At 60.2% G+C, this 25,381-nt stretch carries 16 protein-coding genes, 1 tRNA gene and 1 rRNA gene; 13 read left to right on the top strand and 5 right to left on the bottom strand.

Annotation, left to right across the window (positions count from 1 at the left end; all coding sequences use genetic code 11):
- Positions 1 to 32: 32 nt before the first annotated feature.
- Positions 33 to 1,001 (bottom strand): ADP-glyceromanno-heptose 6-epimerase, encoded by a 969-nt coding sequence (gene rfaD / locus AAFH49_RS15735; protein ID WP_342299660.1) that lies wholly within the window; start codon positions 999 to 1,001, stop codon positions 33 to 35.
- 79 nt (positions 1,002 to 1,080) lie between these two features.
- Between rfaD and AAFH49_RS15730 the strand changes: the two genes are divergently transcribed.
- From AAFH49_RS15730 to AAFH49_RS15710, 5 genes are all read left to right on the top strand, one after another.
- Positions 1,081 to 1,989 (top strand): ABC transporter substrate-binding protein, encoded by a 909-nt coding sequence (locus AAFH49_RS15730; protein ID WP_342299658.1) that lies wholly within the window; start codon positions 1,081 to 1,083, stop codon positions 1,987 to 1,989.
- Entirely contained in the window at positions 1,989 to 2,990 is a 1,002-nt protein-coding gene (locus AAFH49_RS15725; RefSeq protein WP_342299656.1) for a FecCD family ABC transporter permease, read from the top strand. The genes AAFH49_RS15730 and AAFH49_RS15725 overlap by 1 nt, the downstream gene beginning before the upstream one ends.
- Positions 2,991 to 3,086: 96 nt before the next feature.
- The gene (locus AAFH49_RS15720) at positions 3,087 to 3,503 is read left to right on the top strand and encodes a 6-pyruvoyl trahydropterin synthase family protein (RefSeq protein WP_342299655.1); all 417 of its coding nucleotides are present in this window, start codon (positions 3,087 to 3,089) and stop codon (positions 3,501 to 3,503) included.
- Positions 3,504 to 3,636: 133 nt separating this feature from the next.
- On the top strand, positions 3,637 to 4,749 hold the full coding sequence (gene lpxB / locus AAFH49_RS15715) for a lipid-A-disaccharide synthase (RefSeq protein WP_342299654.1): 1,113 nt from the start codon (positions 3,637 to 3,639) through the stop codon (positions 4,747 to 4,749).
- A 217-nt stretch (positions 4,750 to 4,966) separates the two neighbouring features.
- A complete protein-coding gene (locus AAFH49_RS15710) occupies positions 4,967 to 8,911 on the top strand; it encodes an IPT/TIG domain-containing protein (protein ID WP_342299653.1) in 3,945 nt (1,314 codons plus the stop codon).
- 349 nt (positions 8,912 to 9,260) lie between these two features.
- Here AAFH49_RS15710 and clpX read toward each other — a convergent pair whose 3' ends face one another.
- Positions 9,261 to 10,484, bottom strand: coding sequence for an ATP-dependent Clp protease ATP-binding subunit ClpX (clpX, locus tag AAFH49_RS15705; RefSeq protein WP_342299652.1), 1,224 nt, complete (start codon positions 10,482 to 10,484; stop codon positions 9,261 to 9,263).
- A gap of 425 nt (positions 10,485 to 10,909) precedes the next feature.
- On the opposite strand from clpX, the gene AAFH49_RS15700 reads away from it, so the two are divergent.
- On the top strand, positions 10,910 to 15,106 hold the full coding sequence (locus tag AAFH49_RS15700; RefSeq protein ID WP_342299651.1) for a two-component regulator propeller domain-containing protein: 4,197 nt from the start codon (positions 10,910 to 10,912) through the stop codon (positions 15,104 to 15,106).
- Positions 15,107 to 15,482: 376 nt separating this feature from the next.
- Positions 15,483 to 16,115: a GNAT family N-acetyltransferase gene (locus tag AAFH49_RS15695; RefSeq protein WP_342299650.1), complete on the top strand. Its 633-nt coding sequence runs from the start codon at positions 15,483 to 15,485 to the stop codon at positions 16,113 to 16,115.
- 500 nt (positions 16,116 to 16,615) lie between these two features.
- On the opposite strand, the gene AAFH49_RS15690 is transcribed toward AAFH49_RS15695, so the two are convergent.
- The 3 genes from AAFH49_RS15690 to AAFH49_RS15680 form a co-directional block, all read right to left on the bottom strand.
- The gene (locus tag AAFH49_RS15690; protein WP_277881541.1) at positions 16,616 to 17,332 is read right to left on the bottom strand and encodes a ClpP family protease; all 717 of its coding nucleotides are present in this window, start codon (positions 17,330 to 17,332) and stop codon (positions 16,616 to 16,618) included.
- 142 nt (positions 17,333 to 17,474) lie between these two features.
- Positions 17,475 to 18,797, bottom strand: a complete 1,323-nt coding sequence (gene tig, locus AAFH49_RS15685; RefSeq protein ID WP_342299649.1) for a trigger factor — start codon at positions 18,795 to 18,797, stop codon at positions 17,475 to 17,477.
- 88 nt (positions 18,798 to 18,885) lie between these two features.
- Positions 18,886 to 18,967: transfer RNA gene (locus tag AAFH49_RS15680), tRNA-Leu, on the bottom strand.
- A gap of 139 nt (positions 18,968 to 19,106) precedes the next feature.
- On the opposite strand from AAFH49_RS15680, the gene AAFH49_RS15675 reads away from it, so the two are divergent.
- The 6 genes from AAFH49_RS15675 to AAFH49_RS15650 form a co-directional block, all read left to right on the top strand.
- Complete coding sequence (locus tag AAFH49_RS15675) at positions 19,107 to 21,305, top strand: RelA/SpoT family protein (RefSeq protein ID WP_342299647.1); 2,199 nt, start codon at positions 19,107 to 19,109, stop codon at positions 21,303 to 21,305.
- Positions 21,306 to 21,307: 2 nt separating this feature from the next.
- Positions 21,308 to 21,640: a CHY zinc finger protein gene (locus AAFH49_RS15670; protein ID WP_342299646.1), complete on the top strand. Its 333-nt coding sequence runs from the start codon at positions 21,308 to 21,310 to the stop codon at positions 21,638 to 21,640.
- A 254-nt stretch (positions 21,641 to 21,894) separates the two neighbouring features.
- Entirely contained in the window at positions 21,895 to 22,350 is a 456-nt protein-coding gene (locus tag AAFH49_RS15665; RefSeq protein ID WP_342299684.1) for a Fur family transcriptional regulator, read from the top strand.
- Positions 22,347 to 22,697 carry an STAS domain-containing protein gene (locus tag AAFH49_RS15660; protein WP_342299645.1) on the top strand — a complete coding sequence of 117 codons (351 nt, stop codon included), beginning with the start codon at positions 22,347 to 22,349 and terminating at the stop codon, positions 22,695 to 22,697. Before AAFH49_RS15665 ends, AAFH49_RS15660 begins: the two co-directional genes overlap by 4 nt.
- A gap of 108 nt (positions 22,698 to 22,805) precedes the next feature.
- Positions 22,806 to 24,074 (top strand): adenylosuccinate synthase, encoded by a 1,269-nt coding sequence (locus AAFH49_RS15655; protein WP_342299644.1) that lies wholly within the window; start codon positions 22,806 to 22,808, stop codon positions 24,072 to 24,074.
- A 1,146-nt stretch (positions 24,075 to 25,220) separates the two neighbouring features.
- Positions 25,221 to 25,381 (top strand): 16S ribosomal RNA (locus AAFH49_RS15650); the annotation flags it as partial.

The following is a 25,381-nucleotide window of genomic DNA, read 5'->3' as shown; positions in this document are numbered from 1 at the left end:
TTCGACTTCGCTCAGCATGACAAACGGGAGTATTACATATACCGCCCCGGCACGAGGTAGTTCTGCACGTAATCGGCAATGCCATCTTCCAGACGCGTAAACGGCCGGTCGTAGCCAATACTTTTGAGTTTGCTCATATCAGCCTCGGTGAAGTACTGGTATTTATCGCGAATATCCTCGGGCGTGTCCCGGAACTGGATATCGGCCGTGCGGCCCAGGGCGTTGAACGTGTTCAAGGCCAGGTCCAGGAAGGTGCGGGCCTGGCCGCTGCCCAGGTTGTAAATGCCGGAATGCGTGCGGTGGTTCAGCAGGAAAAAGCATACTTCCACCACATCCTTCACGTACACGAAATCGCGCATCTGGCCGCCGTCGGTGTAGTCAGGGTTGTGCGATTTGAACAGCATCATCGAGCCCGACTGCTGAATCTGGTGGAAGGCGTGCATTATCACCGACGCCATGCGGCCCTTGTGGTATTCATTCGGCCCGTACACGTTGAAAAACTTCAATCCGGCCCAGAAATACGGCTTTTCTTCCTGCTGCAAAGCCCAGTTGTCGAAGTCGTTTTTCGAATCGCCGTAGGGGTTCAGCGGGCGGTAGAGGGGGAACAGCGCCTCGTCGGTATCGGTGTAGCCCAGCGTGCCGTCGCCATAAGTCGCGGCCGAGGAGGCGTAGACCAACGGCAGATTATACTTCACGCAGGCCTGCCACATCTGCTTGGAATAGTTCAAGTTTAATACATCGAACACGGCCGGGTCCATCTCCGTGGTATCGGTGCGGGCCCCGAGGTGGAAGATGAATTCCACCTGTTCGTGGTTGGCATCGAGCCAGTCGAAAAACGTTTCGCGGTCCACGTATTCGCGCAGCTTTTTGCCTTCGATATTGGGCAGCTTCTTCTCGATGGAAAAATTATCCACCACGACGATGTCGTTGAAATTGGCGGCGTTGAGGCGGGAAACTAAGCAGCTGGCAATAAAGCCGGCTGCGCCGGTGACTACTATCATGGGAGCGGAGATTGAAGCGGGGAAGGGCAAAGGTATACCGGCGCGCCGGGCCGTGGGGCCGCTCGCCTACCTTTGCGCCATGCGTGTTCTGATGCTGCTTTTACCCCTGGCCCTGCTGCTGGGTTGCCAATCCGAGGCCGGGAAAACGGGCACCGTGCAGGTGCGCGACGACCTGGGCCGGTCCATGAAAATACCCGCCCATCCGAGCCGCGTACTGGCCCTAGCCCCCAGCATGACCGAAATGCTGTTTGCCGTGGCCGATACCGCCACCATCGTTGCCCGCGTGCCACAGGACGATTATCCCGCCGCCGTCTACCGCAAGCCGGTGGTGAATAACTACCCGCTCGACCTGGAAAAGCTGGTGCTGCTGAAGCCCGACGTGGTTTTCACCATCGAAGGCATTACCTCCGTCGATGACGCCAAACGCCTCCAGGACCTGGGCATTCCGGTATATTTCCAGCGCTACCGCCGCGTGGAGGACGTGTTCAAGGGCATCGACGACGTGGGCCGCCTGCTGGGCCGCACCGCCCAGGCCCGGCACCTGACGGACTCGCTCCGGCAGCAGCTCCGGCAGCTCACGCTTTCAGCCGCGCGCCCCGCCAAAACCCCCAAAGTGCTGGCCATTACCTGGCTCGACCCCATTTATTGCTACGGTCAGAATACGCTGTTCACCAATGAGATTCGCTTCGCCGGCGGGCGCAATGCCATCACCGAAACTTTCCCGCAGCCCTACCCGGCTCTCACCCGCGAGTACGTGCTCAAGCTGAATCCCGACGTGCTGCTCGGCGGCAACTTCGGGAAGCTGGACAGCACCTTTTTCAAGAATTACCCCGAGCTACGGCGCATCAATGCGTATAAAAACCGGCGCGTGTTCCCCATCACCGGCAACCTCATGGAGCGGCCCGGTCCCCGTGTGGTCGAGTCGGTGCGCGAGCTGCAAGGCTTGCTGAACCAGGCTCCGCCCAAACCACCCATTCCCGCCCGCTGATGCCGGTTCGTCGTCCTGCGTTGTGGCTGATAATCGGCTTGCTGCTCGCGCTGTCGCTGCTGGTACTGGGCCTGCGCGTGGGCAGCTACGCTACGTCGTACAGCTTCATCCTGAACACCTTCCAGCACTACAACCCTGCCGACCCCGCCCAGCTGGTGCTGGTGCAGCTGCGCCTGCCGCGTCTGCTGCTGGCGCTGCTGGCCGGGGCCAGCCTGGCCGTGAGCGGCTACCTCCTCCAAACCCTCGTCACCAACCCGCTGGCCGACCCCTACCTGCTGGGCACGGCCTCGGGAGCTTCTTTAGGGGCTATTGCCTGCTATGTTCTGGTGCCGTCACTCACGTTTATGAGCGTGTATCTGCCGCCGGTGGCCGCCCTTGCGGGGGCCTTCGCGGCCACGCTGCTGGTGGTGGCACTGGGCACCCGGCGTGGCAAAATTCTGCCCGCCCCGCTGCTGCTGGCGGGCGTGGCCGTGGGGGCGCTGGCGGCGGCCGTGGGCAGCCTGCTCACCTTTCTGGCCTCGCCCGAGGGCAGCCTGCGGAGCGTGGTGTTCTGGGCGTTTGGTAGCTTCGAACGGGCTGGGTGGGATGTGCTGCCGTATCCGGCTGCCGCACTGGTTATCAGCCTGTTTGTGCTGGCTTTTTTGCAGAAAGACCTCAACCTGCTGTTGCTGGGGGAGGAGCGGGCTGCTGCTCTGGGCCTGCCGGTGGCGCGGCGGCGCTGGCTGCTGGTGCTGCTGGCGGCCGGCCTCACGGGCGGCGTGGTGGCGCTGTGCGGGCCGGTGGGCTTCGTGGGCTTGCTGGTGCCGCACCTCACGCGGGGGCTGCTGGGCACCACGGGGCGCTACAATCTGCTGGTGTGCGCGGTGCTGGGCGGGGCCTTTTTGCTGGCCTGCGACCTGCTGGCACGGCTGCTCTACCCGCCGGCCGGGCTGCCGGTGGGGCTGGTCACGGCCCTGTTCGGGGTACCCTTCTTCGTATATTTGCTGCGGAAAACTAATTAAGCCGTTAGCTGATTGCTGACGGCGGTAAGCCGCTTTCAGAAGCGCTTATTTGAAAGCTAATGGCTAATGGCTAGTAGCTAACAGCTAAAAATCAGAATGATATACATCAGCCGCCAGGAACATTTCAACGCCGCCCACAAGCTCTACAACCCCAAGTGGAGCGAGGAGCGCAACCGCGAAGTATTCGGCCCCTGCGCCAACACCAACTGGCACGGCCACAACTACGACCTCATTGTGACGGTAAAAGGCGAGCCCGACCCCGAAACCGGCTTCGTAGTCGACCTCAAAGCCCTGTCCGACCTGCTGCGTACGCACATCACCGAGCAAGTCGACCACAAAAACCTCAACCTCGACGTGCCTTTCATGGCCGGCCAGATGGCCAGCACCGAAAACCTGGCCATCGCCTTCTGGCAAATCATCGAGCGCGAGCTGCCCGCCATTACCCCGGCTAAGCTGCACTGCATCAAACTCTACGAAACGCCGCGCAACTTCGTGGAATACTACGGCAACTAGGCCGTTGTCATGCTGACGAAGGAAGCATCCTATCACGGGCGCTTTTGTCAGAATTACTAACCCAAGCGGCGCGGACGTGATAAGGTCCTTCGTCGCCCCTTCATTCGGGGAATGCTCAGGATGGCGTAACAAATTGAAATACTACCTAATAGCCGGCGAACGGTCGGGCGATTTCCACGCTGCCAACCTCATGCACGAGCTGCGCGGGCAGGATGCCGACGCGCAGTTCCGCTACTGGGGCGGCGACATGATGCAGGCTGAAGGCGGTGAGCTGGTGCGCCACTACCAGGACCTGGCCATCATGGGCTTTCTGGAAGCGGCCACTAGCATCCTTAAGTTCCGGGGCTACCTCAAGCAGTGCCAGCAGGATTTGCTGGCTTACAAGCCCGATGTGCTCATTCTGGTCGACTACGCCGGGTTCAACCTGCGCATGGCCAAAATCGCTAAGGAGAATGGTATCAAGGTGTTCTATTACATCTCGCCCAAAATTTGGGCCTGGAACCAGGGCCGCGTTGAGCAGGTGAAGGCCCGGGTGGACAAGATGTTCGTCATCCTGCCCTTCGAGACGGAGTTCTACCAGAAATTCAACTACCCCGTCGACTACACGGGCAACCCCACGGCCGATGCCGTGGCCGAGTTTAAGCCCACCACCGATTTCTACGAGCGCAACCGCCTGGAGGCCGGCAAGCCCATTATTGCCGTGCTGCCGGGCTCGCGCAAGCAGGAAATTGAGGAGATGCTGCACGAGATGATTGCCATTCTGCCGGGTTTTCAGGAGTATCAGTTCGTGGTGGCCGGCGTCACCAACCTCGACCCTAACTACTACAAGCACTTCCACCGCAACGGCATCCGGTTCGTTTTTGACCAGACGTTCGACCTGCTCAGCCACGCCACGGCGGCCCTCGTCACCAGCGGCACGGCCACGCTCGAAACCGCTTTGTTCGACGTGCCGCAGATAGTGTGCTACCGCACCAGCTCGCTGAGCTACGCCATCGGCAAGATGGTTATCAAGGTGCCCTACATTTCGCTGGTGAACCTGATTGCCGGCCGCGAGGTGGTAAAAGAGCTGATTCAGGGTGACTTCACGGCCCGCAACCTGCTCGACGAGCTGCGCGCCCTGCTCACCGACCAAGCCTATCTGGCCCGCATGAAAGCCGGCTACGCCGAGCTCCGCGAAAAGCTGGGCCAGCACCAGGCCGCCAAAAAAACCGCTGAGCTGATGGTGAGCTACCTGCGGGACAAGTAGCCGCCGGCGCCCTTATTTATTCCCCAAACACAATAAAAAAGCTCCTGGTATTTCCAGGAGCTTTTTTTGTGTTTGGGGAATATGAGTGATTGTGTTGGGGTTGAAGGGCAACTGTTGAAAGAGTAATTGTCGACTAAATCAGCCAATTAGCAGACAAAATGCCCCATGGTAGAGGTTATTCCTTAGATTTACTCTTACATACCATTTTCCTCTTTTAATGACACAACGTTACTCACGCTGGCCGGCCACCCTTCGGCCGGCAACAGGCGGCCGGGGCCGTATCGGGGCCGTGCTGCTGGCCTTGGGCCTGACGCTCGGAGCCAATGCTCAACAAACCGCACCTCAGTTTTTTGAGGCCGATGCCGAGGCCCGCCGTGTGGCCGCCGCTTCGCCACTTGCGGCGGCGCTGTTCCACTCGCAGGCCCTCACGCTGGACGTGAACAGCCTGCAGGCCGCCCTGGCCACGGCACCGCCCGAAATCCGGTCCAGTGCCGCCCCGCTGGTGCTGGCGCTGCCCCGGCCCGATGGCAGCACCAGCCGCTTCGCCGTGCGCGAAACCTCGGTGATGGACCCGGAGCTGGCGCGCAAGTACCCAACCATTAAAACCTACGCCGGCGTGGGCCTCGACGACCCGTCGGCTTCGGTGCGCCTCGACCTGACACCACAGGGCTTCCACGCCCAGGTGCTGGCCGGGGGCGGCAAAACTTATTACATCGACCCCGTTAGCCACACCGATAACCGCCACTATCTGGGCTTTTTTCGGAAGGACATGAACCGCGTGGCCGCCGGCCCGATGCCAGCCTGCGAATTTGCCCCCACCGCCGAAGAACTGAAAGACAACCGGTTGCGCCTGACGGCTGCTGCTGCTGCGGGCAAGGCCCTGGCCAGCGGCTCGCAATTGCGGACCTACCGCCTGGCGCTGTCCAACACCCCCGAGTATGCCGTAACCAAAGGCAACACGGTAACCAGCGTGCTGGCTGCCGAAGTTACCACCGTGAACCGCGTAGTGGGCGTGTATGAGAAAGAGCTGGCCGTGCGCATGGTGCTGGTGCCCAACAACGACCAGCTCGTGTTTCTGAGCGGTATTGGCACGCAGCCTTCGCCCACGTTCAGCAACAGCAACGGCGGCGCCCTGCTGGGCCAGAACCAGTCCAACGTTGACCGCATCATCGGCTCGGTCAACTACGACATTGGCCACGTGGTGAGCACCGGCGGCGGCGGCATTGCCGGCCTGGGCGTGGTGTGCTCCTCGGCCCGCAAGGCCCAAGGTGTCACCGGCCTGCCCAACCCCGTAGGTGATGCCTTCGATATCGACTACGTGGCCCACGAAATGGGACACCAGTTTTCCGGCAACCACCCGTTCAACGGCAATGCGGGCAGCTGCGCCGGCGGCAACCGCAACGGCACCACGGCCTGGGAGCCGGGCTCGGGCACGACCATCATGGCCTACGCCGGTATTTGCACCGCCACCAACGACCTGCAGGCGCACTCCGATGCTACCTTCCACACCGGCAATTACCAGGAGATGCGGGCCTTTATCACCAGCACGACCTGCGGCACCGATGCGGCCACCGGCAACACGGCTCCCGTGGTAACGGCTCCGGCCAGTGGCAAAACCCTGCCCATGGGCACGCCCTTTAAGCTGACGGCTACGGCCACGGATGCCGAAAACGACCCCCTGACCTACATGTGGGAAGAAATGGACCTCGGCTCGCAGAAGGCCCCGAACGACGCACAGGTTGCCAACGACAACGTGCCGCTGTTCCGCTCGTTCGTGCCACTGCTGGACGGCACCCGCTACTTCCCGCGCCTCACCGACCTGGTGAACAATACCACCGTCATCGGCGAGCGCCTGCCCACCGTGACGCGCACCCTGAAATTCCGCTGCACGGCCCGTGACCAGCACAGCGGCCCCGCCGGTGTGATTGGCGGCGTCGACTACAGCGCTTTCGTGAACCTGAACGTGGTGAGCACCGCTGGTCCCTTCGTGATTTCGGCCCCCAACACGGCCGTTAGCTGGACCGGTGGCACCGCGCAGACTATAACTTGGAACGTGGCCGGCACCGACGCGGCCCCCGTGAGCTGCGCCATCGTGAACCTGCGCCTGAGCCTCGACGGCGGCCTCACTTACCCGGTGTTGCTGGCCTCAAATGTGCTCAACAACGGCACTGCTACGGTAGTCGTGCCTAATGTGAGCACGGCCCAGGCCCGTGTGATGGTGGAAGCGGCCGACAACTACTTCTTCGATATTTCGGATGCCAATTTTACCATCGCGCCGGGTCCGGGTGCCACCATCACCAGCTTCACGCCCGCCAGCGGGCCGGTGGGCACGGTGGTTACCATCACGGGCACCAACTTTACGGGGGCCACGGCTGTGAACATCAACGGCACGCCCGCTACATTCACTGTAGCATCAGCTACCAGCATCACTGCGACGGTGGCTGCCGGTACCACTAGCGGCCTCATCAGCGTGACCACGCCGGCCGGCACGGCCGTATCGGCCACGTCGTTCCTGGTAGGGGTGCCGCCCACGGTTACCAGCTTCACGCCCGCTACGGGTGCGGTGGGTAGCACGGTGGTCATCACCGGCACCAACTTCACGGCCGCTTCGCAGGTTACCTTCGCCGGTACGAGCGCACCGGTCTATTCAGTGAATTCGCCCACCCAGATTACCGTGGTGGTGCCCATCGGGGCCGTCACGGGACCTATTGCGGTGACTACGCCGCTGGGCACGGGCACCTCGGCTACTAATTTCACCATCCCGGCGGCTCCGGCCATCACCTCGTTCACGCCCACTATCGGCGTGCCCGGCACGGTCGTGACGATTACCGGCACCAACTTCACTGGTACTACGCGCGTGACGTTCAACGGCACGGTGGCTCCGGTGTTCACGGTGGTTTCGGCCACGCAGATTACCGTGACCGTGCCTACCGGCGCTACCACGGGCCTCATCACCGTGACTACGCCCAACGGCATTGCCGTTTCCACCACCCGTTTCACGCTGCAGGTACCGGTCATCACCTCGTTCACGCCCACCAGCGGGCCAGTGGGCACGCTGGTGACGATTACCGGCAACTACTTCACCGGGGCGACGCAGGTTTCCTTCAATGGCACCGTCGCGACGACATTCACAGTGGTTTCGGCCACGCAGATTACCGTGGTGGTGCCCACCGGCGCTACTTCGGGCCCCATTACCGTAACCGCGCCCATCGGTAGCGGCACTTCGACTACGCCTTTCCTGCTGCCGCTGCCCAACGACCAGTGCACCGGTGCCATTCCGCTGGCCTGCGGGCAAACCATAAACGGCACTAACCTGGGTGCCACGTCTACCGGCGACCCCACCGCTGCCTGTACCCTCAGCATCGGCCCGGGCGGCGTGTTCTATACGGTGGTGGGCACCGGAGCCAGCATGACGGTGACTACTTGCAACGCCGTCACGGACTTTGACACCAAACTGTTCGTATTCACGGGCCGTTGCGGCTCTTACACCTGCGTAAGGGGCAACGACGATACCGGCGCGAACACGTGCTCGACCGTGACGTTTGCTTCGCAGTATGGAGTCAATTACCTCGTCTTTGTGAATGGCTACGATGCCACCGAGGTTGGCAACTTCGGGCTGACGCTGACCTGCGCCACGCCGCCTGTGGCCCCGGCCATCACCAGCCTGAGCCCCACCAGCGGCCCGGCCGGCACCACTGTTACGGTCACGGGTAGCAACTTTACGGGAGCTACGGCAGCCACCATCAACGGCGTGGCCGTAACCGGCTTCACGGTGGTGAATGGCACCACCATTACCTTCACCATCCCGGCCGGTGCTACCTCCGGCAACGTGGTTATCACCACGGCCACCGGCATCCCCAGCAACGGCGTGACCTTCACGGTAACAACTACGGCTACGGCTACCGCCGCCGCTCAGCAGAGCGCGTTCAGCGTGTACCCCAACCCGGTAGCCGGCCACGGCACCCTGAACCTGAAGCTGGCCACTGCCACCACCGCTGCTCAGGTCACCCTGCGCAATGTGCTGGGCCAGACGGTAGCCACCCGCGCCTTCAGTGGCACGGCCACCGAACTGCCCATGACCGGCCTGGCTGCCGGTACCTATCTACTCACGGTGCAGGCCGCCGGCCGTGCGCCGAGCGTGCAGCGCGTGGTAGTGGAGTAGGGTTGAAAGTTGATTGGAAAATTTCCAATTGTGTATGAAAAAGGCCCGCCAATTGGCGGGCCTTTTTTGTGGGGCTGAGGCAGGAATGAGCCAAACTTGTTTGGGTGCACGGTGCACAAAGGCGGGCGATGTCAGTACGAATAAATTCAGTTTTGCAAATCCACTCGTACAGATAGAGATGTTAATGTGTACAAGTAAATTTCATTTTCTGAAAATACTCGTACAACTGTTGCCTCCATCATTACGCCAGGGGCGCTCCAACGAAAACCAACTAAAAAGCCCGCCTGAATTATCAGGCGGGCTTTTTAGTGATGATTACGCGGCAACCGATGTACCGGAATGGGAGGCTTTACGCCGCCCGCATGTGCCGCAGCGGCGATTTCTCGAACTTGCTGCGGCAGTAGCTCAGGTTGATTTGCAGCGCGTCGGAGCCTTCTTCCGAAGGCATTTCGAACATGGCATCGGTCATGATGCTCTCGCAGATGGAGCGCAGGCCGCGCGCGCCGAGGCGGTACTCGTCGGCCTTCTCCACAATGTATTCCAGCGCATCCTCGGTGAAGCTTAGCTCGATGTTCTCCATGCCAAACAGGCGCTTGTACTGGCGCACGAGCGAGTTCTTGGGCTCGGTCAGAATCATGCGCAGGGTCGTGCGGTCCAGCGGGTTGAGGTGGGTGAGCACCGGCAGACGACCAATCAGTTCCGGAATCAGGCCGAAGCTCTTGATGTCCTGGGCCGACACGTAGCGCAGGAAGTTCTGCGTGTCCACCTGCTCGTCCAGGTTGGTCTTGGCGAAGCCCATCGGCTTGGTATTCAGGCGGCTCTTGATGATGCGGTCGAGGCCCGAGAACGCACCGCCGCAGATGAAGAGAATGTTCTCGGTGTTCACCGAAATCATCTTTTGCTCGGGGTGCTTGCGGCCGCCCTGCGGCGGCACGTTGATGTTGGTGCCTTCGAGGAGCTTGAGCAAAGCCTGCTGCACGCCTTCGCCGCTCACGTCGCGCGTGATGCTGGGGTTATCGCTCTTGCGGGCAATTTTATCGATTTCGTCGATGTACACGATGCCGCGCTCGGCCGCTTCGAGGTTGTAATCAGCGGCTTGCAGCAGGCGGGTGAGGATGCTTTCCACGTCTTCGCCCACGTAGCCGGCCTCCGTCAGCACGGTGGCATCGGCAATGCAGAAAGGCACTTGCAGGATTTTGGCCAGCATGCGGGCCAGGAAGGTTTTGCCGGTACCGGTTTCGCCCACCATGATGATGTTCGACTTTTCAATCTGCACCTCGTCGTCCTGGGGCTTCTGCATCAGGCGCTTGTAGTGGTTGTACACGGCCACGGCCATCACGCGCTTGGCCTCGTCCTGGCCCACCACGTACTGGTCGAGGTGCTCCTTAATGGCCTTGGGCTTGATGAGGTTGAACTTGGGCTGGCGGCCGGCGTCCTGGGCTTTGGCTTCTTCGTCGAGGATGTGCTGGGCCTGGCCCACGCATTTTTCGCAAATGTGGGCGTTGATGCCCGAAATCATGACGGCGACTTCGCGCTTGCTCTTATTGCAAAAGGAACAGGATATTTCGGCCACGGAGGGAGGTATAGAGGAAGGTGGGAGGGCAAGTTTTAGAACAAGCGGGCTCAAAGATACGACATGCCCAACGTCGGCGGCTAGAAAAATGGTGCCATCGCCTTCGCATGGGCCCATCGCCCAGCCGCGCGTCAAATCCCCGAATAGGCCGCTGTTAACGGCAAAAACGGCGGCCTGTAAATTGCCTTCGAGGTAGGTGGACAGTTGCCAGGGGGCTTTGATGCGGGGATTAAACGACTCGTTTCGCGGGCTAATGGTTGCTTCGGGTAGGCCCGCCGCACGCCTGCGTTTAGCCGCTGGCTACCGTTAGTTAACCCAGTAGTCAATCCAGAAATCAGTTCCTATATTTGGCAATCTACCATATTTGAATTCCTGAATCAAAAGGTGCTGGTATGGGGCTTGAGTACACGCATTTTCGGTGGCTGGTGAGGTCAGTATTGAGCTGCCTGGCCGTACTGCTCAGCTTAGCCGCCGTGGGTCAGACCCTGCCTTCGCGCAGCTTCAGCCTGGCCGAGGGTCTGCCCGAAACCAGCGTGAGCGCCCTGGCGCAGGATGGCCTGGGCCGGTTGTGGCTGGTGTCAGAAGTAGGGGCGGCCTGGTACGATGGCCACGCCTTCCATTCGCTCACCACCCAATCGGGCCTGCCCAACACGCGCGTGACGGCCCTCGCGGCCGACCCCGGCCTGGCTGCCGGCCTGTGGATGGGCCTGCGCGACGGCTCCCTCTGCTATTTCAACCCCACTTCCGAGCGCGTGCAGCGCGTAACGCCCCGCGTCCTGGGCTACCCCACCGATGTGCGAGCCATCCTGGCCCGCGACACCGCCGCCCGGCGGCGGGTGTGGATGGGCACCGGCGGCGGCGATTTATACTGCCTGCTCTGGCCCCAGGAGTCGGGCCGACGCATCTGGCCTGCGGCCCCACAAGTGCAGCGGGTGCCGCTGCCCATTGGTCCGGGTGGGCAGCCACCCGCCATCAATGCCCTGGCCTTGGGGCCATCCGGTGCCCTCTGGGTCGCCACCGACCAGGGCCTGCTGCTGGTAGATGAAGCCACGGGCCAGCCTCGGGCGCTGCCGGGGCCGCTGCCGGCTGCCCTCACCACCGGGCCGGTACTGGGCCTGAACGCCGCGCCCGACGGCCGGCTGTGGGTGGGTACCGAACGCGCCGGGATGTTTGTCCTCGACCCGCCCGCCGCTGGGAGCAGAGTGCATCAATATGCTATGGCGCAGGGCTTATGCTCTGATAAAGTGCTACGCATAGTGGCCGAGCCCGGCCCGGCCGGCCGGGTGTGGGTGCTCACGGGGCAAGGCTTGAGCTACCTGGAGCGGGCCACGGCCCCGGTGGCCCGCTGCCTACCGGGCACCGGCTTGGTGAGCCACAGCTACCGCCGGGGCGACCTATTGCGCGACCGCGAAGGCAACCTCTGGGCCACCTCCGCCAACGGCCTGACCCAGTACCCGCCCGATGCCCGCTTTGCCCTGTTCGGCACCGTCGACGGGCTGCCCGGGGCCAAAGTGTATGCCCTGGCCAAGGCCCGGGGCACTAGTGGCGACTATTGGGTGGGGACCAATAATGGCCTGGCGCTGCTGCATCCCGGCCCATTTCCAGCTACTCGCTGCCAAGTGCTGCCCCAGCGCGAGCCCGATACCTACAACATCATCCGGGCCGTGCTGGAGCGGGCCAACGGCGACGTGTGGGCCGGTGCTACCAAAGGCGGCACCGCCATCTGGAACCCCCGGCAAGCCCGCTGGCTTTCGCTGAATGCCCAAATCCCGGAGCTGAGTGACGCCACCGTGGCCAGCCTGGCCGAGGACCGGCACGGTCGCATCTGGCTGGCCACCGAAACCCAGGGCCTGATAGTGTACGACCCCGCCACGGCACACTACCAGCAATACGTGGGGGCCACCCTGGCCGGCGCGCGGCGCGTGATGAAGCTGTTGCGCAGCCACACCGGCACCATCTGGTTGGGTACTGAGAATTCCGGCTTGCTCGAAGCGCAGGAAATCGCCCCGGCCAGTCCGGGGGCGCTGCCCGGCCTGCGGTTCCGCATCGTGGCGCCCCGGCCAGCGGGAGCCGAGCCCCTCAGCGTTTTTTCGATGAGCGAAGACGGTCACGGACGGCTGTGGCTCAGTAGTTTCGGTGAAGGCATGTTTTGCTATGACCCGGCGCACCCCGCCGCTGGGCTGCGCCGGGTGCCCTTGCAGGATGTGCCCGGTGCCCACGTCAACAATCCCTATTTCGTGCAGTGCGACGCCAGCGGGGCCGTTTGGCTGGGCACCACCCGGGGCCTGCTGCGCTACACGCCCGCCACGGGCCGCCAGGATTTCTTTGGCCATGAAGAAGGCTTCATCGGTCAGGAAGCCGGCATCAATGCCGTACTGGCCGAGCCCAACGGCGTGCTCTGGGCCGGCACCGTGTTCGGCCTGATGCGCTATACGCCCGCCGGGGCGCACCCCAACCGCGTGCCGCCGCGCCCCCAGCTCACCGGCTTCCGCCTGTTCATGCACGACACGGTGCTGCTGCCCCACGCCCGCCTGCCGCACCGCCTCAATTACCTCACTTTCGACTACGGCGCTACCAGCCTCACCACGCCCGGCCGCGTGCGCTATCAGTACCGCCTGGCGGGCTTCGAGCAGCGGTGGAATGGCCCCTCGGCGGCGCGCTCCGCCACCTACACTAACCTGCCGCCCGGCGACTATCAGTTCGAGGTGCGGGCCGCCAACGAAGACGGCTTGTGGAGCCCGCGCCCGGCGGTGTTTGCCTTCAGCGTGCAGCCGCCGTGGTGGCGTGCCTGGTGGGCTTATCTGCTGTATGTCATAGTTTTTGCCTGCATAATGTACGGGGTGCGGGCCTACACCCGCAACCGGGAGCGGGAGCGCGCCGACCGCCAGCTCGAACGCCAGGCTCTGCAACACCTCCAGGAGCTGGACCGCGTAAAAACCGACTTCTTCACCAACGTCAGCCACGAGTTTCGCACTCCGCTCACCCTCATCCTCGGCCCGGCCGAAGCGCTGGCCACCGAACCCGCCGACCCCGCCGTGCGCCGCCAGGGTGGGCTGGTGCTGCGCAATGCCCGCAAGCTGCTCACCCTCATCAATCAGCTGCTCGATTTGAGCAAGCTCGAAGCCGGAGCCCTCCACCTGCTGCCCACCCCGGGCGATGTTGCGCTGGCCGTGCGGCAGCTGGTTTCGTCCTTTGCCGTGCTGGCCGAAAGCCGGCAGATTGACCTGACCTGTCAGGTACCCGCTCAGCCAGTGCCGCTGGTGTTTGACGCGGGCAAGCTGGAGGAAATTCTCACTAACCTGGTGGCCAATGCCCTGCGCTTCACCCCGGCCGGCGGCCGCGTAACGGTGATTGTGACCGAGGAGCCAGCCACGGCTGCCAGCCCCGCCGGCAGCGTCAGCATTGCCGTGCAGGATACTGGCCCGGGCATCGCGCCCGAAGACGTGCCCTACCTGTTCGACCGATTCTTCCAGGCCCGCAGCCCCGGCCGCGAGGCCCGGCCTACCGGTACTGGCATTGGCCTGGCGCTGGTGCGCGAGCTCACCATGCTGCACGGGGGTACGGTGGCCGTGGCCAGCCAGCCGGGGGCCGGCTCTACCTTCACCGTGCAATTGCCGCACGGCCTGCCCGCCAACTCGACCCGAGAAGTGCCGGATTTAATTGGCGGAGTAACTACGCGTAGTCCCGTTTATCCGGAGTCAGCCCCGCTGCCTTTTCCCGATGGTCAGCAGCTTGATGAGCCGGTTCAGGGCACTGTCGAGCCCGACCTTGTCCTCATTATCGAAGACAACAACGAGGTGCGCGAATTCATCCGCGCGACGCTCGCCCCGGCCGGCTACCGCCTCCTGCTGGCCGCCACCGGCGATGCCGGTCTGGAGCTGGCCCGGGCCGAAGTGCCCGACTTCGTGGTGAGCGACGTGATGATGCCCGGCCTGGACGGCTACCAGGTATGCGCCCAACTGAAGGCTGACGTTGCCACCAGCCATATTCCGGTGGTGCTGCTCACTGCCAAATCTGGCCCCGCTGCCAAACTCGAAGGCCTCGAAACAGGTGCCGATAGTTTCCTGGCCAAGCCATTCAATCCCCGCGAGTTGCGGGCGCAGGTGCGCAACCTGCTGGCGCTGCGTCGGCAGGTGCAGGCTCATTTTGCCCCCGTGCCACCGGCGGCACCTAGCGCCCCGCTGGTCAGCCTGGAGCCCGCGCAGGCGGCGGCCCACACCGCTGCCGCCGCTGGCCAGCTTTCCCTCGACCAAGATTTTTTGCGGCGCGTGAGCGAGTCAATGCTGCGCCACCTAGCCGATGAGTCCTTCGGCGTCGATGAGCTTGGGGCTGACATTGGGCTGAGCCGCACCCAGATTCACCGCAAGCTGAAAGCCCTCACCGGACAGTCGCCGGGCGAGAGCCTCCGTACCACGCGGCTAAACCGGGCGCTGGTGCTCCTGCAAGCGCACGTGGGCACGGTGGCTGAAGTGGCTTATCAGGTGGGATTTGGCAGCCCGGCTGCTTTTTCAACCGCCTTCTCGCGGCAGTTTGGCATGCCTCCCAGTGCGGTAACAAGGAATGGCGCAATGGCAGGGGAGGAGGCCGTTAAAGAGTACGTTGCCAGTAATAAAATTCAATAAATCAATTAATTGTTACATTTTTTTAGGGCGCGAGGTTTGAATTTTACAGAATAATTCCAAGCTGTTTTTATAAAATAATGAGTTTTTGCAACGTTTTCGCATGCGGCGAAACGTTAGCGAATGTATTTGCAACATCAGCGAAACGCATCTGGGGAAGAACGGCCGTGCTTTGAGATTGCCGGCCAACGCATGGTTGGTGGTTAATGCGTCACCATGAAAAAACACTACTTGCTATTTAATGGGCTCGCCCATTTGCGTGCCGCCGGGCTAGGCCAACGGCGACCCATCATACAACGGGAATAACCAGACGGGTATATCATTGGGCAAACTCACACCCGTCACCACCTAGTCATTCCCGTCCATTACCGATGCGCCTATGCACCCCACCACGACCCTGCCCGCCCGCCGCCTTGAGCCTGCCGATATGGTGTGGGCCACCGCCCTGCTCGAAGCCGCGTGCGCCGACCATCCCGTCCTGAAATATTGCTGCACCGGCTCCGATGACAAAAGCCAGAAAATATGGCTGCTGGAACAGTTGCTACGTTTCGGCCTGCGCTACGGCCGCGTGTACACCAATGCCGATTCCAGTGCCATTGCCGTGTGGCTGGGACCCAGCCATCCGGCCGTCACGCTGCAGCGCTTGCTGCGCATGGGGCTGCTGCCTGCCGCCGTATGGCGGCTCGATTGGGCCGGGTTTCAGCGGCTGCGGCACTTTCTGGTGGCCTCGGCGTGGCTGCGCCGCCAGAGCCTCACTGCCACCAGCCACTACTACCTGCTGGCGCTGGCCGTGCACCCCGCCGCCCGGGGCCACGGCCTGGGCCGCCGCCTGATGCAGGCCACACTGGCCGCCATGCAGGCCACCCACGCGCCCTGCTACCTTGATGCCCAACGGTCCGAAATCCTGCTCTTTTTCCAACGGCTGGGTTTTCAGACTACCGGCCAGTGTGCTGCCGGCCACGACGCCGAAGCGCCCATCAACTGGGGCCTCATGCGCGAAGGCCACGCCTGAAGCACTAATGCTGCCAGCCCGGCGCTTTTTCAAAATACCAGTTGACCATCCTGCCCTTATGCTACCATTAGTTGCCCCGTCCTTTCCTGTTGAAAATGAATTCCCACATCCTGATTTTATCCGACACCAAGTGACTTGCCTTCGCGCTGCCTTGCCCAATGGGTACCCGCATCATCGAAGCCAACCCAAGAATGCGACGCCTGGCGCAAGTCACGTTTCCTGCTCTTACTCATGGAATCACAAGCCCAACATCTGCAATTAGTATTTCTAGCTTCCACCATCACCCCGGCCTGGGGTACAGGGTGGGTTTTCACCGCCACTCCGCTCCAACCCTCGCGCCCGGCGGGCTATTACGCGGCTCCCGTCCGGCTCCGGCTAGCCGTTATTAGCGCCTAAAATCCGGTCAATAAAAAAGCCCCTGCTAAACCAGCAGGGGCTTTTTTACAAATAGAAGCGACTACAAAATCCGTGAAATCAGTTAAATGCGACTGAATCCGTGATTAGGCTTTCTTCTTCTCCAGCACCTCGTCAATCAGGCCGTACTCTTTGGCCTCATCGGCGCGCATCCAGTAGTCGCGGTCCGAGTTGTCGTGGATTTCCTGGTAGGTTTTGCCGGTGTGCTGCGCCAGAATGTCATACAGCTCCTTCTTCAGTTTCAGGATTTCACGAGCCGTAATCTCAATGTCCGACGACTGACCCTGCGCGCCACCCGAAGGCTGGTGAATCATCACCCGAGCGTGGGGGAGGGCCGAGCGCTTGTTGGCAGCACCGCCCGCGAGCAGCACCGCGCCCATCGAAGCGGCCAGACCCGTGCAAATCGTGGCCACATCGGGATTTACATACTGCATCGTGTCATAAATGCCGAGGCCGGCATACACCGAGCCACCGGGCGAGTTGATGTAAAGCAGAATGTCCTTCTTGGCATCGGCCGATTCCAGGAACAGCATCTGCGCCGTCAGGATGTTGGCGATATAATCGTCCACGGCCGTGCCCAGGAACACGATGCGGTCCATGATGAGGCGCGAGAACACGTCGATTTCGCGGAAGTTCTGCGGACGCTCTTCAATCACCGAGCGGGTCATGTTGGTGGGCAGCATCATGCCGTTGCGCACCTGGCCTTCCATGTGGTTCAGGTACTGGTCAACGCCCAGGCCGCTCAGTCCCTGGCCTTTCACGGCAAACTTGCGGAATTCTTGTCTATTCAGTAATGGATTCATTGGAGAAAAATGGGGTGCGGGCCTGCGCTCGCACGGGTGAGGTTAGTAAGACGGACGAAGAAAGCGAATGTTGCTGGAAACCCAATAAAAAAAGCCCCTACGTTTCCGTAAGGGCTTTTCCAAAAATCGGGTTGCGCAGGGGTTAGCTGTGCAGGGTCCGGAATTCTTCGGCCGTTACGGGCTTGTCCGTAACAACAACTTTGCCGCGCAGGTTTTCGAGCACTTTCTCTGCCAGAATGGCCTCGTACTCGCTCACGTAGTTCTTGCCGTTCTCCTGCTTGAGGTACTCGTTGGCGTAGTTGCGCATCGATTCGCGCATCTCGTCGGGCATGTTCGGCATGTTGAACTGGCCCATGATTTTGTCGAGCGTGCGGTCCACAATCTCGTCATTGCTCACCTTCAGGCCGGCTTCTTCCACCACCTTGTTGCGAATCATGCTCCACTTCAGCTCCTTCTCGTAGTCAGCGTAGTGCTCTTCCACCTTCTCGGCGGTCAGTTTGCCTTCGTTGGCACGCACCAGCCACTTCTTGAAGAACTCCGTGGGCACTTTGATGGAGGTTTTCTCCACCAGCTGCTCCACGATGCTGTTGTTCATCGCACCGTCGCTCTCGCGGTCGTAGTTCGACTGGATGGTTTCGCGCACTTTGGCATCGAATTCTTCCTGGCTCGAAACTGCCTCGGGGCCGAATACTTTGTCGAACAGCTCCTGGTTCATTTCCGGGGCAGCCGTGCGGTTCACTTTCTCCACGCTGAACTCGTAGTCGCCGGTAGCTTCTTCCGCTTCGGTTTTGCTCAGGCCGGTCACGTTTGAAATCGAAGCGGCATCATTGCTGAAAGCTGCCTTCAGGTCAAACGTAATCACGTCGCCGCCTTTTTTGCCGATGAACTGAGCCGGGTCGCCGGTCACCTTGCCGATGGGCAGCAGGATGGTGCGGCCTTCGCCTTCTTCGCCAGCCTTCTTCAGCTTGCCGAACAGGTAGTCGCCAGCTTCCGAAACCTCGGGGTTGGTCGTCTCACCATACTGACGCGCGATTTGCTCGTTGGTCTGGGCCAGCGTCTCGTCATCAAGGCTCACCTGGTGGCGCTCTACGGTGAGGTCAGCGGGCAGCTCGAAATCGGGCAGCAGGCCCAGCTCAAACTGGAAAGCGAAGTCTTTGTCCGTATCGAAATTAACCTCCGAAGGCACGGGCAGGGGCTCGCCGAGCAGCTTCACGTTGTTCTCCTTGATGTAGGAGTCCACCGCTTTGCCCAGCATTTTGTTGATTTCTTCGCCCATGATGCCTTTACCGTACATCTTGCGCACCATGCCCACGGGCACCATGCCGGGACGGAAGCCCTTCACCTGGGCACGCTTGGTGTATTCCTTAATCTGCTTTTCGACGGCGGGGGCGTAGTCGGCTTCGGTCAGGTTCACGGTCAGCAGCCCGGTCAGCTGCTCGTCGTTCTTGTCGAGAGTAATGTTCAAAACAGGGAGCCAGCTGCTGCCGGCCAGATTGAAAGGTTGAAAAAAAAGCCTCCAGCCTATACGACTGAAGGCCTGCATCAAATAAAAGTGCGGATAGAGGGACTCGAACCCACACGCCTTGCGGCACCAGATCCTAAGTCTGGCACGTCTACCAATTTCGCCATATCCGCATATGGGGCGCCGCAGCCGTTTGCTACGGGCCCGCAAAGGTACTCGGGAAAACCATTGCGTGCAAAGTCTGGGTATAACTCGTATCAGAAGGGCTGGTGGGGCCACCTTTTCCGCCCCGGCGTTGTTACTTTACCCATTATGCCTCCCGTTATCTCCCCCGAAGCTGAGCGCCAGGAAATCCTGCGCCACTACCGCCGCCTGCTGCGCACCGCCAAGCCGTACCTGAAAGACGGCGACCCAAAACTGATTAAAAAGGCTTTTAATCAGAGCCTGGAGGCCCATAAGGAGATGCGGCGCAAGTCGGGCGAGCCGTATATTCTGCACCCGCTGGCCGTGGCGCAGATTGCGGTGGAGGAAATCGGGCTGGGTACTACTAGCATTGTGGCAGCCTTGCTGCACGATGTAGTGGAGGACACGCCGACTGAAATTTCGGACATCGAGCGCGAATTCGGCCCCAAGGTGGCCCGCATTATTGACGGGCTAACCAAGATTTCGGGGGTCTTCGAGTATGGGACCAGCGAGCAGGCTGAGAACTTCCGCAAGATGCTGCTCACGCTGAGCGAGGACGTGCGTGTGATTCTCATCAAAATAGCCGACCGCCTGCACAACATGCGGACGCTGGATTCGATGCCTCGCCACAAGCAGCTGAAAATTGCTTCGGAAACGCTGTATTTGTATGCGCCGCTGGCCCACCGACTCGGGCTCTATACTATAAAGAGTGAGTTGGAGGATTTGTACCTCAAATTCACGGATACAGAGACGTACAATGAGCTAAAGGCCAAAGTGCGGCAGAGCCAGGCGGCACGCAACCGCTTTATAAAGGAGTTTGTGCAGCCGATTGATGAGGAATTGAAGGCGCAGGGCTTCGATTATGAAATCAAGGGACGGCCGAAAAGCATCTATTCCATCCTCAAGAAGATGAAAAAACAAAACATCACCTTCGAGGAGGTGTATGATTTGTTTGCCATTCGGGTAATTCTGGATGTGCCGCCGGAGCAGGAGAAAGCGGCTTGCTGGCAGGTTTATTCTATCGTAACGGACTTCTACCAGCCCAACCCCGACCGCCTGCGCGATTGGGTGAGCACGCCGAAAGCTAACGGCTACGAGAGCCTGCATACCACCGTGATGTCGCGCGCCGGCCAGTGGGTGGAGGTGCAAATCCGCTCGCGCCGCATGGACGACATCGCCGAGAAAGGCTACGCCGCGCACTGGAAATACAAGGACACCGGCAGCATTCAGCCCGAAAGCTCGCTCGAAGGTTGGGTGAACAAGGTGCGCGAAATGTTGGAATCCAACAATTCCAGCGCGCTTGAATTCATGGACGAATTCCGCCAGAATCTGTTCGTGAAGGAGGTGTATGCTTTCACGCCCAAGGGCAAGCTGGTGATTTTGCCCGACAAGGCCACTGCGCTGGATTTCGCCTTCGACATTCACTCGCAAATCGGTATCCACTGCCTCGGGGCCAAGGTGAACCAGAAGCTGGAGCCGCTGAGCTACCAATTGCACAACGGCGACCAGGTCGAAATCCTGACCTCACACAAGCAGCGTCCCACGGCCGAGTGGCTCAACTACGTCATCACGACCAAGGCGCGCTCCAAAATCAAGGATTTCCTGCGCGATGACAAGCGCGCCAAAGCCGAAGACGGCCGCTTTCTGCTGGAGAAGCGCTTGGAGCTCATCAGTGTGCCCTTCACGCAGGACAACTTCAACCGCCTGCTGGCCTACTTCAACGTGCCCAGCGCCCAGGAATTCTACTACCGTCTGGCCGTGGGGCAGATTGACGGCCGCGCCATCCGTGAGTCGCTCTTCACCTCCGAAAAGCCGCTGCCGGCCGTGCTCGAACCCAAAACCTTCGACAACGAAGTCCAGAAAATCCGCGGCGTGCGCCCGGATATGCTGGTAGTCGGCGAGCATACCGACAAGTTCAACTACAGCATTGCTCGCTGTTGCAACCCCATTCCCGGCGATGACGTGTTCGGCTTTGAAACCGACCAGGGCCTCATTATCCACCGCACCAGCTGCCCCCGTGCCGTCGACCTCATGTCGAACTACGGCAACCGCATCGTGCGCGCCAAGTGGACCGACCAGTTAGAGCTGGCCTTCCTCGCCGGCGTCCGCCTCAAAGGCTCCGACCGCGTGGGCCTCGTCAACGACGTTACGCGCATCATCAGCACCAGCCTCAAGGTGAACATGCGCTCCATCTCCCTAACCGCCGATGACGGATTCTTCGAAGGCCAGATTATGGTCTTCGTCAATGATACTGACCATCTCAACAAGCTCATCCAGCGCCTCAAGAAAGTAGACGGCGTACTCCAGGTTGAGCGGTTTGATTCCTAAAAGTGAAAGCCACCGAGCCCATCATCATCAAAGGCACTGAGGTAAATGCACGCACCCAATGCGCCCACTACCACTCCGAGCGCGACATCATCGCCATCCAACACAAATGCTGCAGTGAGTTCTACGCCTGCATCCAGTGTCACAACGAAGCTGCCAACCACCCCGCGCAAGTCTGGCCCAAAGCCGAATTCCAAACCCAGGCCATCTACTGCGGCAACTGCCACCAAACCTTATCCATCGCCAGCTACTTAAGCTGCGACAGTACCTGCCCACATTGCCAGGCCGCCTTTAACCCCGGCTGCGCCAATCACTATCACCTCTATTTCGAACAATAGATTCCTTATTCGTGCCGCCGTAGCTCCCCCTACCCATGAGGAGAGGGGGCTGGGGGGCGAGGTGAACCATTAGAACGTACTTTTGTCCCGCCGACTTACACCATATATATACAGTGAGTAAATCCACAGCCGCCTCTATCCCCAACGCCCCCGCCGATGCGGCCGGCCAGGGCGCGGGCGGCTCCTCCGAAACCGGCTACGCCGCCAAACACACGCCCAGTCCCGCCTCCGAAGCAACGCTTAACACCGATAAGCTGGACGAAGTCCGCAAACTCTTCACCGCCCATCTCGAAAACAAAGGCCTCCGCAAAACCGGCGAGCGGTATGCCATTCTCGAAGAAATCTACGCCCGCTCCGGCCATTTCGATGTGGATGAGCTCTACGCCGGCATGAAGGAGCGCGGCCTGCAAGTAAGCCGCGCCACCGTCTACAACACCCTCGATTTGCTCGTTGAGCAGGGCCTCGTCAGCAAGCACCAGTTCGGCCGCAACCTTGCCCAGTATGAAAAAAGCTACGGCTACCGCCAGCACGACCACGTCATCTGCACCGAATGTCATAAAGTGGTGGAATTCTGTGACCCCCGCATCCACGGCATCCAGACCATGGTCGGCGACCTGCTGAACTTCCATATCTTGCACCATTCTCTAAATTTGTACGGCATTTGCGGCGACTGCCGCGCCCAGGCCGCCGCCCGAAACCCCCACGCATGACCACCACCAGCACCGTCGACAACGGCATCCTGTTCGTCCGCCTCAACGGCGACCTCATCGGCAGCCCCGACACCGACCAACTCCTCCAGTCCGTCAACACGCACCTCGGCGAAGACCTCAACCAGTGCGCCGTCGACCTCTCCGAAATCCGCTACATCAACAGCACCGGCATCGGCGTTCTCGTTTCGCTCCTCACCAAATTCCGCAGCCGCGGCGGCGAAATGGTCCTTATCAACCCCGCCGACCACCCCAAAAAGATGCTGGCCATCACGAAGCTAAACAACATCTTCACCGTTTCGCCCGACGAAGCCACCGCCCGCCAACAGCTTACCCCGGCCGCCATTTAGGCGGCCATTTTTTTGTCCTAGCCAATAACAAATCAATTTTCAATTATTCACCGTTCGGCTCCCCTCTCCTTTGAAGGAGGGCCCAAGGTGAGGTTTTCACACAAGCACATGCCAGTAGACGTATTAGTAGGCCTCCAGTGGGGCGATGAAGGCAAAGGCAAAATCGTAGACGTATTAGCGCCCACCTACGATGCCGTAGCCCGCTTCCAGGGCGGCCCCAACGCCGGCCACACCCTTCTCTTCGATGGCGTAAAGCACGTCCTGCACCAGGTCCCCAGCGGCATTTTCCACCCGCACATCATCAACGTAGTCGGCAACGGCGTCGTCCTCGACCCCATCGTTTTCCGTCAGGAGCTCCAAAAACTCACCGATAGGGGAGTAGACTGGTCCAAAAACCTCTATATCTCCAAGAAAGCCCAGCTCATCCTCCCGTCACACCGTGCCCTCGACCGCATCAGCGAAGAAGCCCGCGGCAACACCAAAATCGGCAGCACCCTCAAAGGAATCGGCCCCACCTATTCCGACAAAATCGGCCGCGTCGGCCTCCGCGTCGGCCACATCCTCCTGCCCGATTTCGAGCAACGTTATAAGGAAGCCGTCGCCCAGCACGCCGCCATCGCCGCTCACAACCACAAAGAGCTGGAAATCGAAGCCCTCGAAGCTGAATTCTTCTCCGCCGTCGAATTCCTCCGCACCCTCCAACTCACAGATACCGAATACCTCCTCAACGGCCTCCTCACCCAAGGCAAGCGCATCCTCGCCGAAGGCGCCCAAGGCTCCTTATTAGATATCGACTTCGGTTCCTATCCCTACGTCACCTCTTCCAGCACCATCGCCGCCGGCGCCTGCACCGGCCTCGGCATCGCCCCACGCCACATCGATAAAGTATACGGCATCACCAAAGCCTACTGCACCCGCGTCGGCAGCGGCCCGTTCCCCACCGAACTCCACGACGAAGTCGGCGAGCAAATCCGCCAGGCCGGCCGCGAGTTCGGCTCTACCACAGGCCGCCCCCGCCGCACCGGCTGGATAGACCTGCCCGCCCTCCGCTACGCCATCATGCTCAATGGTGTCACCGAACTCCACCTCATGAAAGCCGACGTCCTCGACAGCTTCACCGAAATCCGGGCCTGCACCCACTACCGCACTGCCACCGGCGAAAGCACCCCCCAACTCCCTGACCCCGGCGAGCTCACCACCGTCACCCCCGAGTACATCACCCTCCCCGGCTGGAACTCCGACCTCACCACCATCACCGACGCCACCCAACTCCCCCCCAACCTCGTCGCCTACCTCGAATTCCTCGAAAAAGAGCTGCAAGTCCCCATCCGCATCGTCAGCGTCGGCCCCGACCGCGTCAGCACCCTCCACCGCTAAGCACTAAGCGCTAAGTCCGTCAGCGCCGCAGTTTCTCGCTGCTTCATTCAGCCCCGCATTCCTCCCCAGCCTTAAATGCTGGAGATAGATGCGGGGCTTTTGCAAAGAATGTTCCAGCCCCAACTTTCCCATAACCACCCAAAGCGGGCATTATTACTTCAAAACCACCCACTCCAACAGCAGGGTAGGAGCAAATATCGTATCAAGATACATCCGCTAACCTCAAGATTTCGCCTTCAAAACCCGCTCCGAATACCACTAAGCAGGCATTTTCTCGCCAGCTTTATCCACTCGCAACGCAGCGCCCTCTCGCTTAATCCACCACCATTCCAAGCTAAACCTCAAATTCAATTGATTTTTTAGCCGCATCAATCAGCTACTTACAACTCTAATCCATCTATTTCGTAAAAGCCCCCTTGCCACCCCAAAAAGTCCACCTACCTTTGCAGTCCCGAAACGTCAAACGGACCAACGGAAAAGCCAAAAGCAACTGCTCTGGCACCAAATTGAAAGGTCAGGAACTCCAGCGGAAAGTAGTTTGTCTTACCCACCGCAGCCCGCTGCAAGCGTCGAGATTTATTTCTCAGATAGCTTGCACGGGCGAAAAAAGCCACCGTACCTTTGCAGCCCGCTTCAACCGGAAGCAGCCAGACTTGAAAATCTAAACGAAAAGATTATAAAATTTTTTCGCTGAAAAATTTGAAAGTCGAAAAAATCAACTACCTTTGCACTCCCAAAACGAACAGAGGTAATTAAAAGTCAGTCTTAAACAATTGACTTACAAATAAAAAAGCCGCTTTAAACGAAATCGGCAGATTTGAAAAACAAATCGAAAGTCACAAAGATTTTCGAAAACAAGTTGTCAAATCAAAAATAGTTTCTACCTTTGCACTCCCAAAACGAACAAAGGCTGACAACGCCAATACCGGGTTAAATTATCAACCCACACTGACGCTTCAAATGGAAGCATCACACGTTCTTTGAATGACGGAAATAGACAAAATAGTAAGTGTTCCACTTGCTGCTTCTTCTTCGGAAGAAACACAGTGAAACAAACCAAGCGAAACGAATTTGACCATAATGTCAATATGTGAGCAAGGTCAGCACTCGACATCAGCCACGGTTCGCCGTGGTGTAGAATATTTTACAATGGAGAGTTTGATCTTGGCTCAGGATGAACGCTAGCGGCAGGCCTAATACATGCAAGTCGAACGGTTGTTAGCAATAACAATAGTGGCGCACGGGTGCGTAACGCGTAACCAACCTACCCGAATCTGGGGGATAGCCCGCCGAAAGGCGGATTAATA

This window comes from Hymenobacter segetis (genome assembly GCF_038448715.1).
Classification (GTDB): Bacteria; Bacteroidota; Bacteroidia; order Cytophagales; family Hymenobacteraceae; genus Hymenobacter; species Hymenobacter segetis.
Note: the sequence above shows the minus strand (reverse complement) of the source record. Positions and strands in the feature narration are given on the sequence as shown.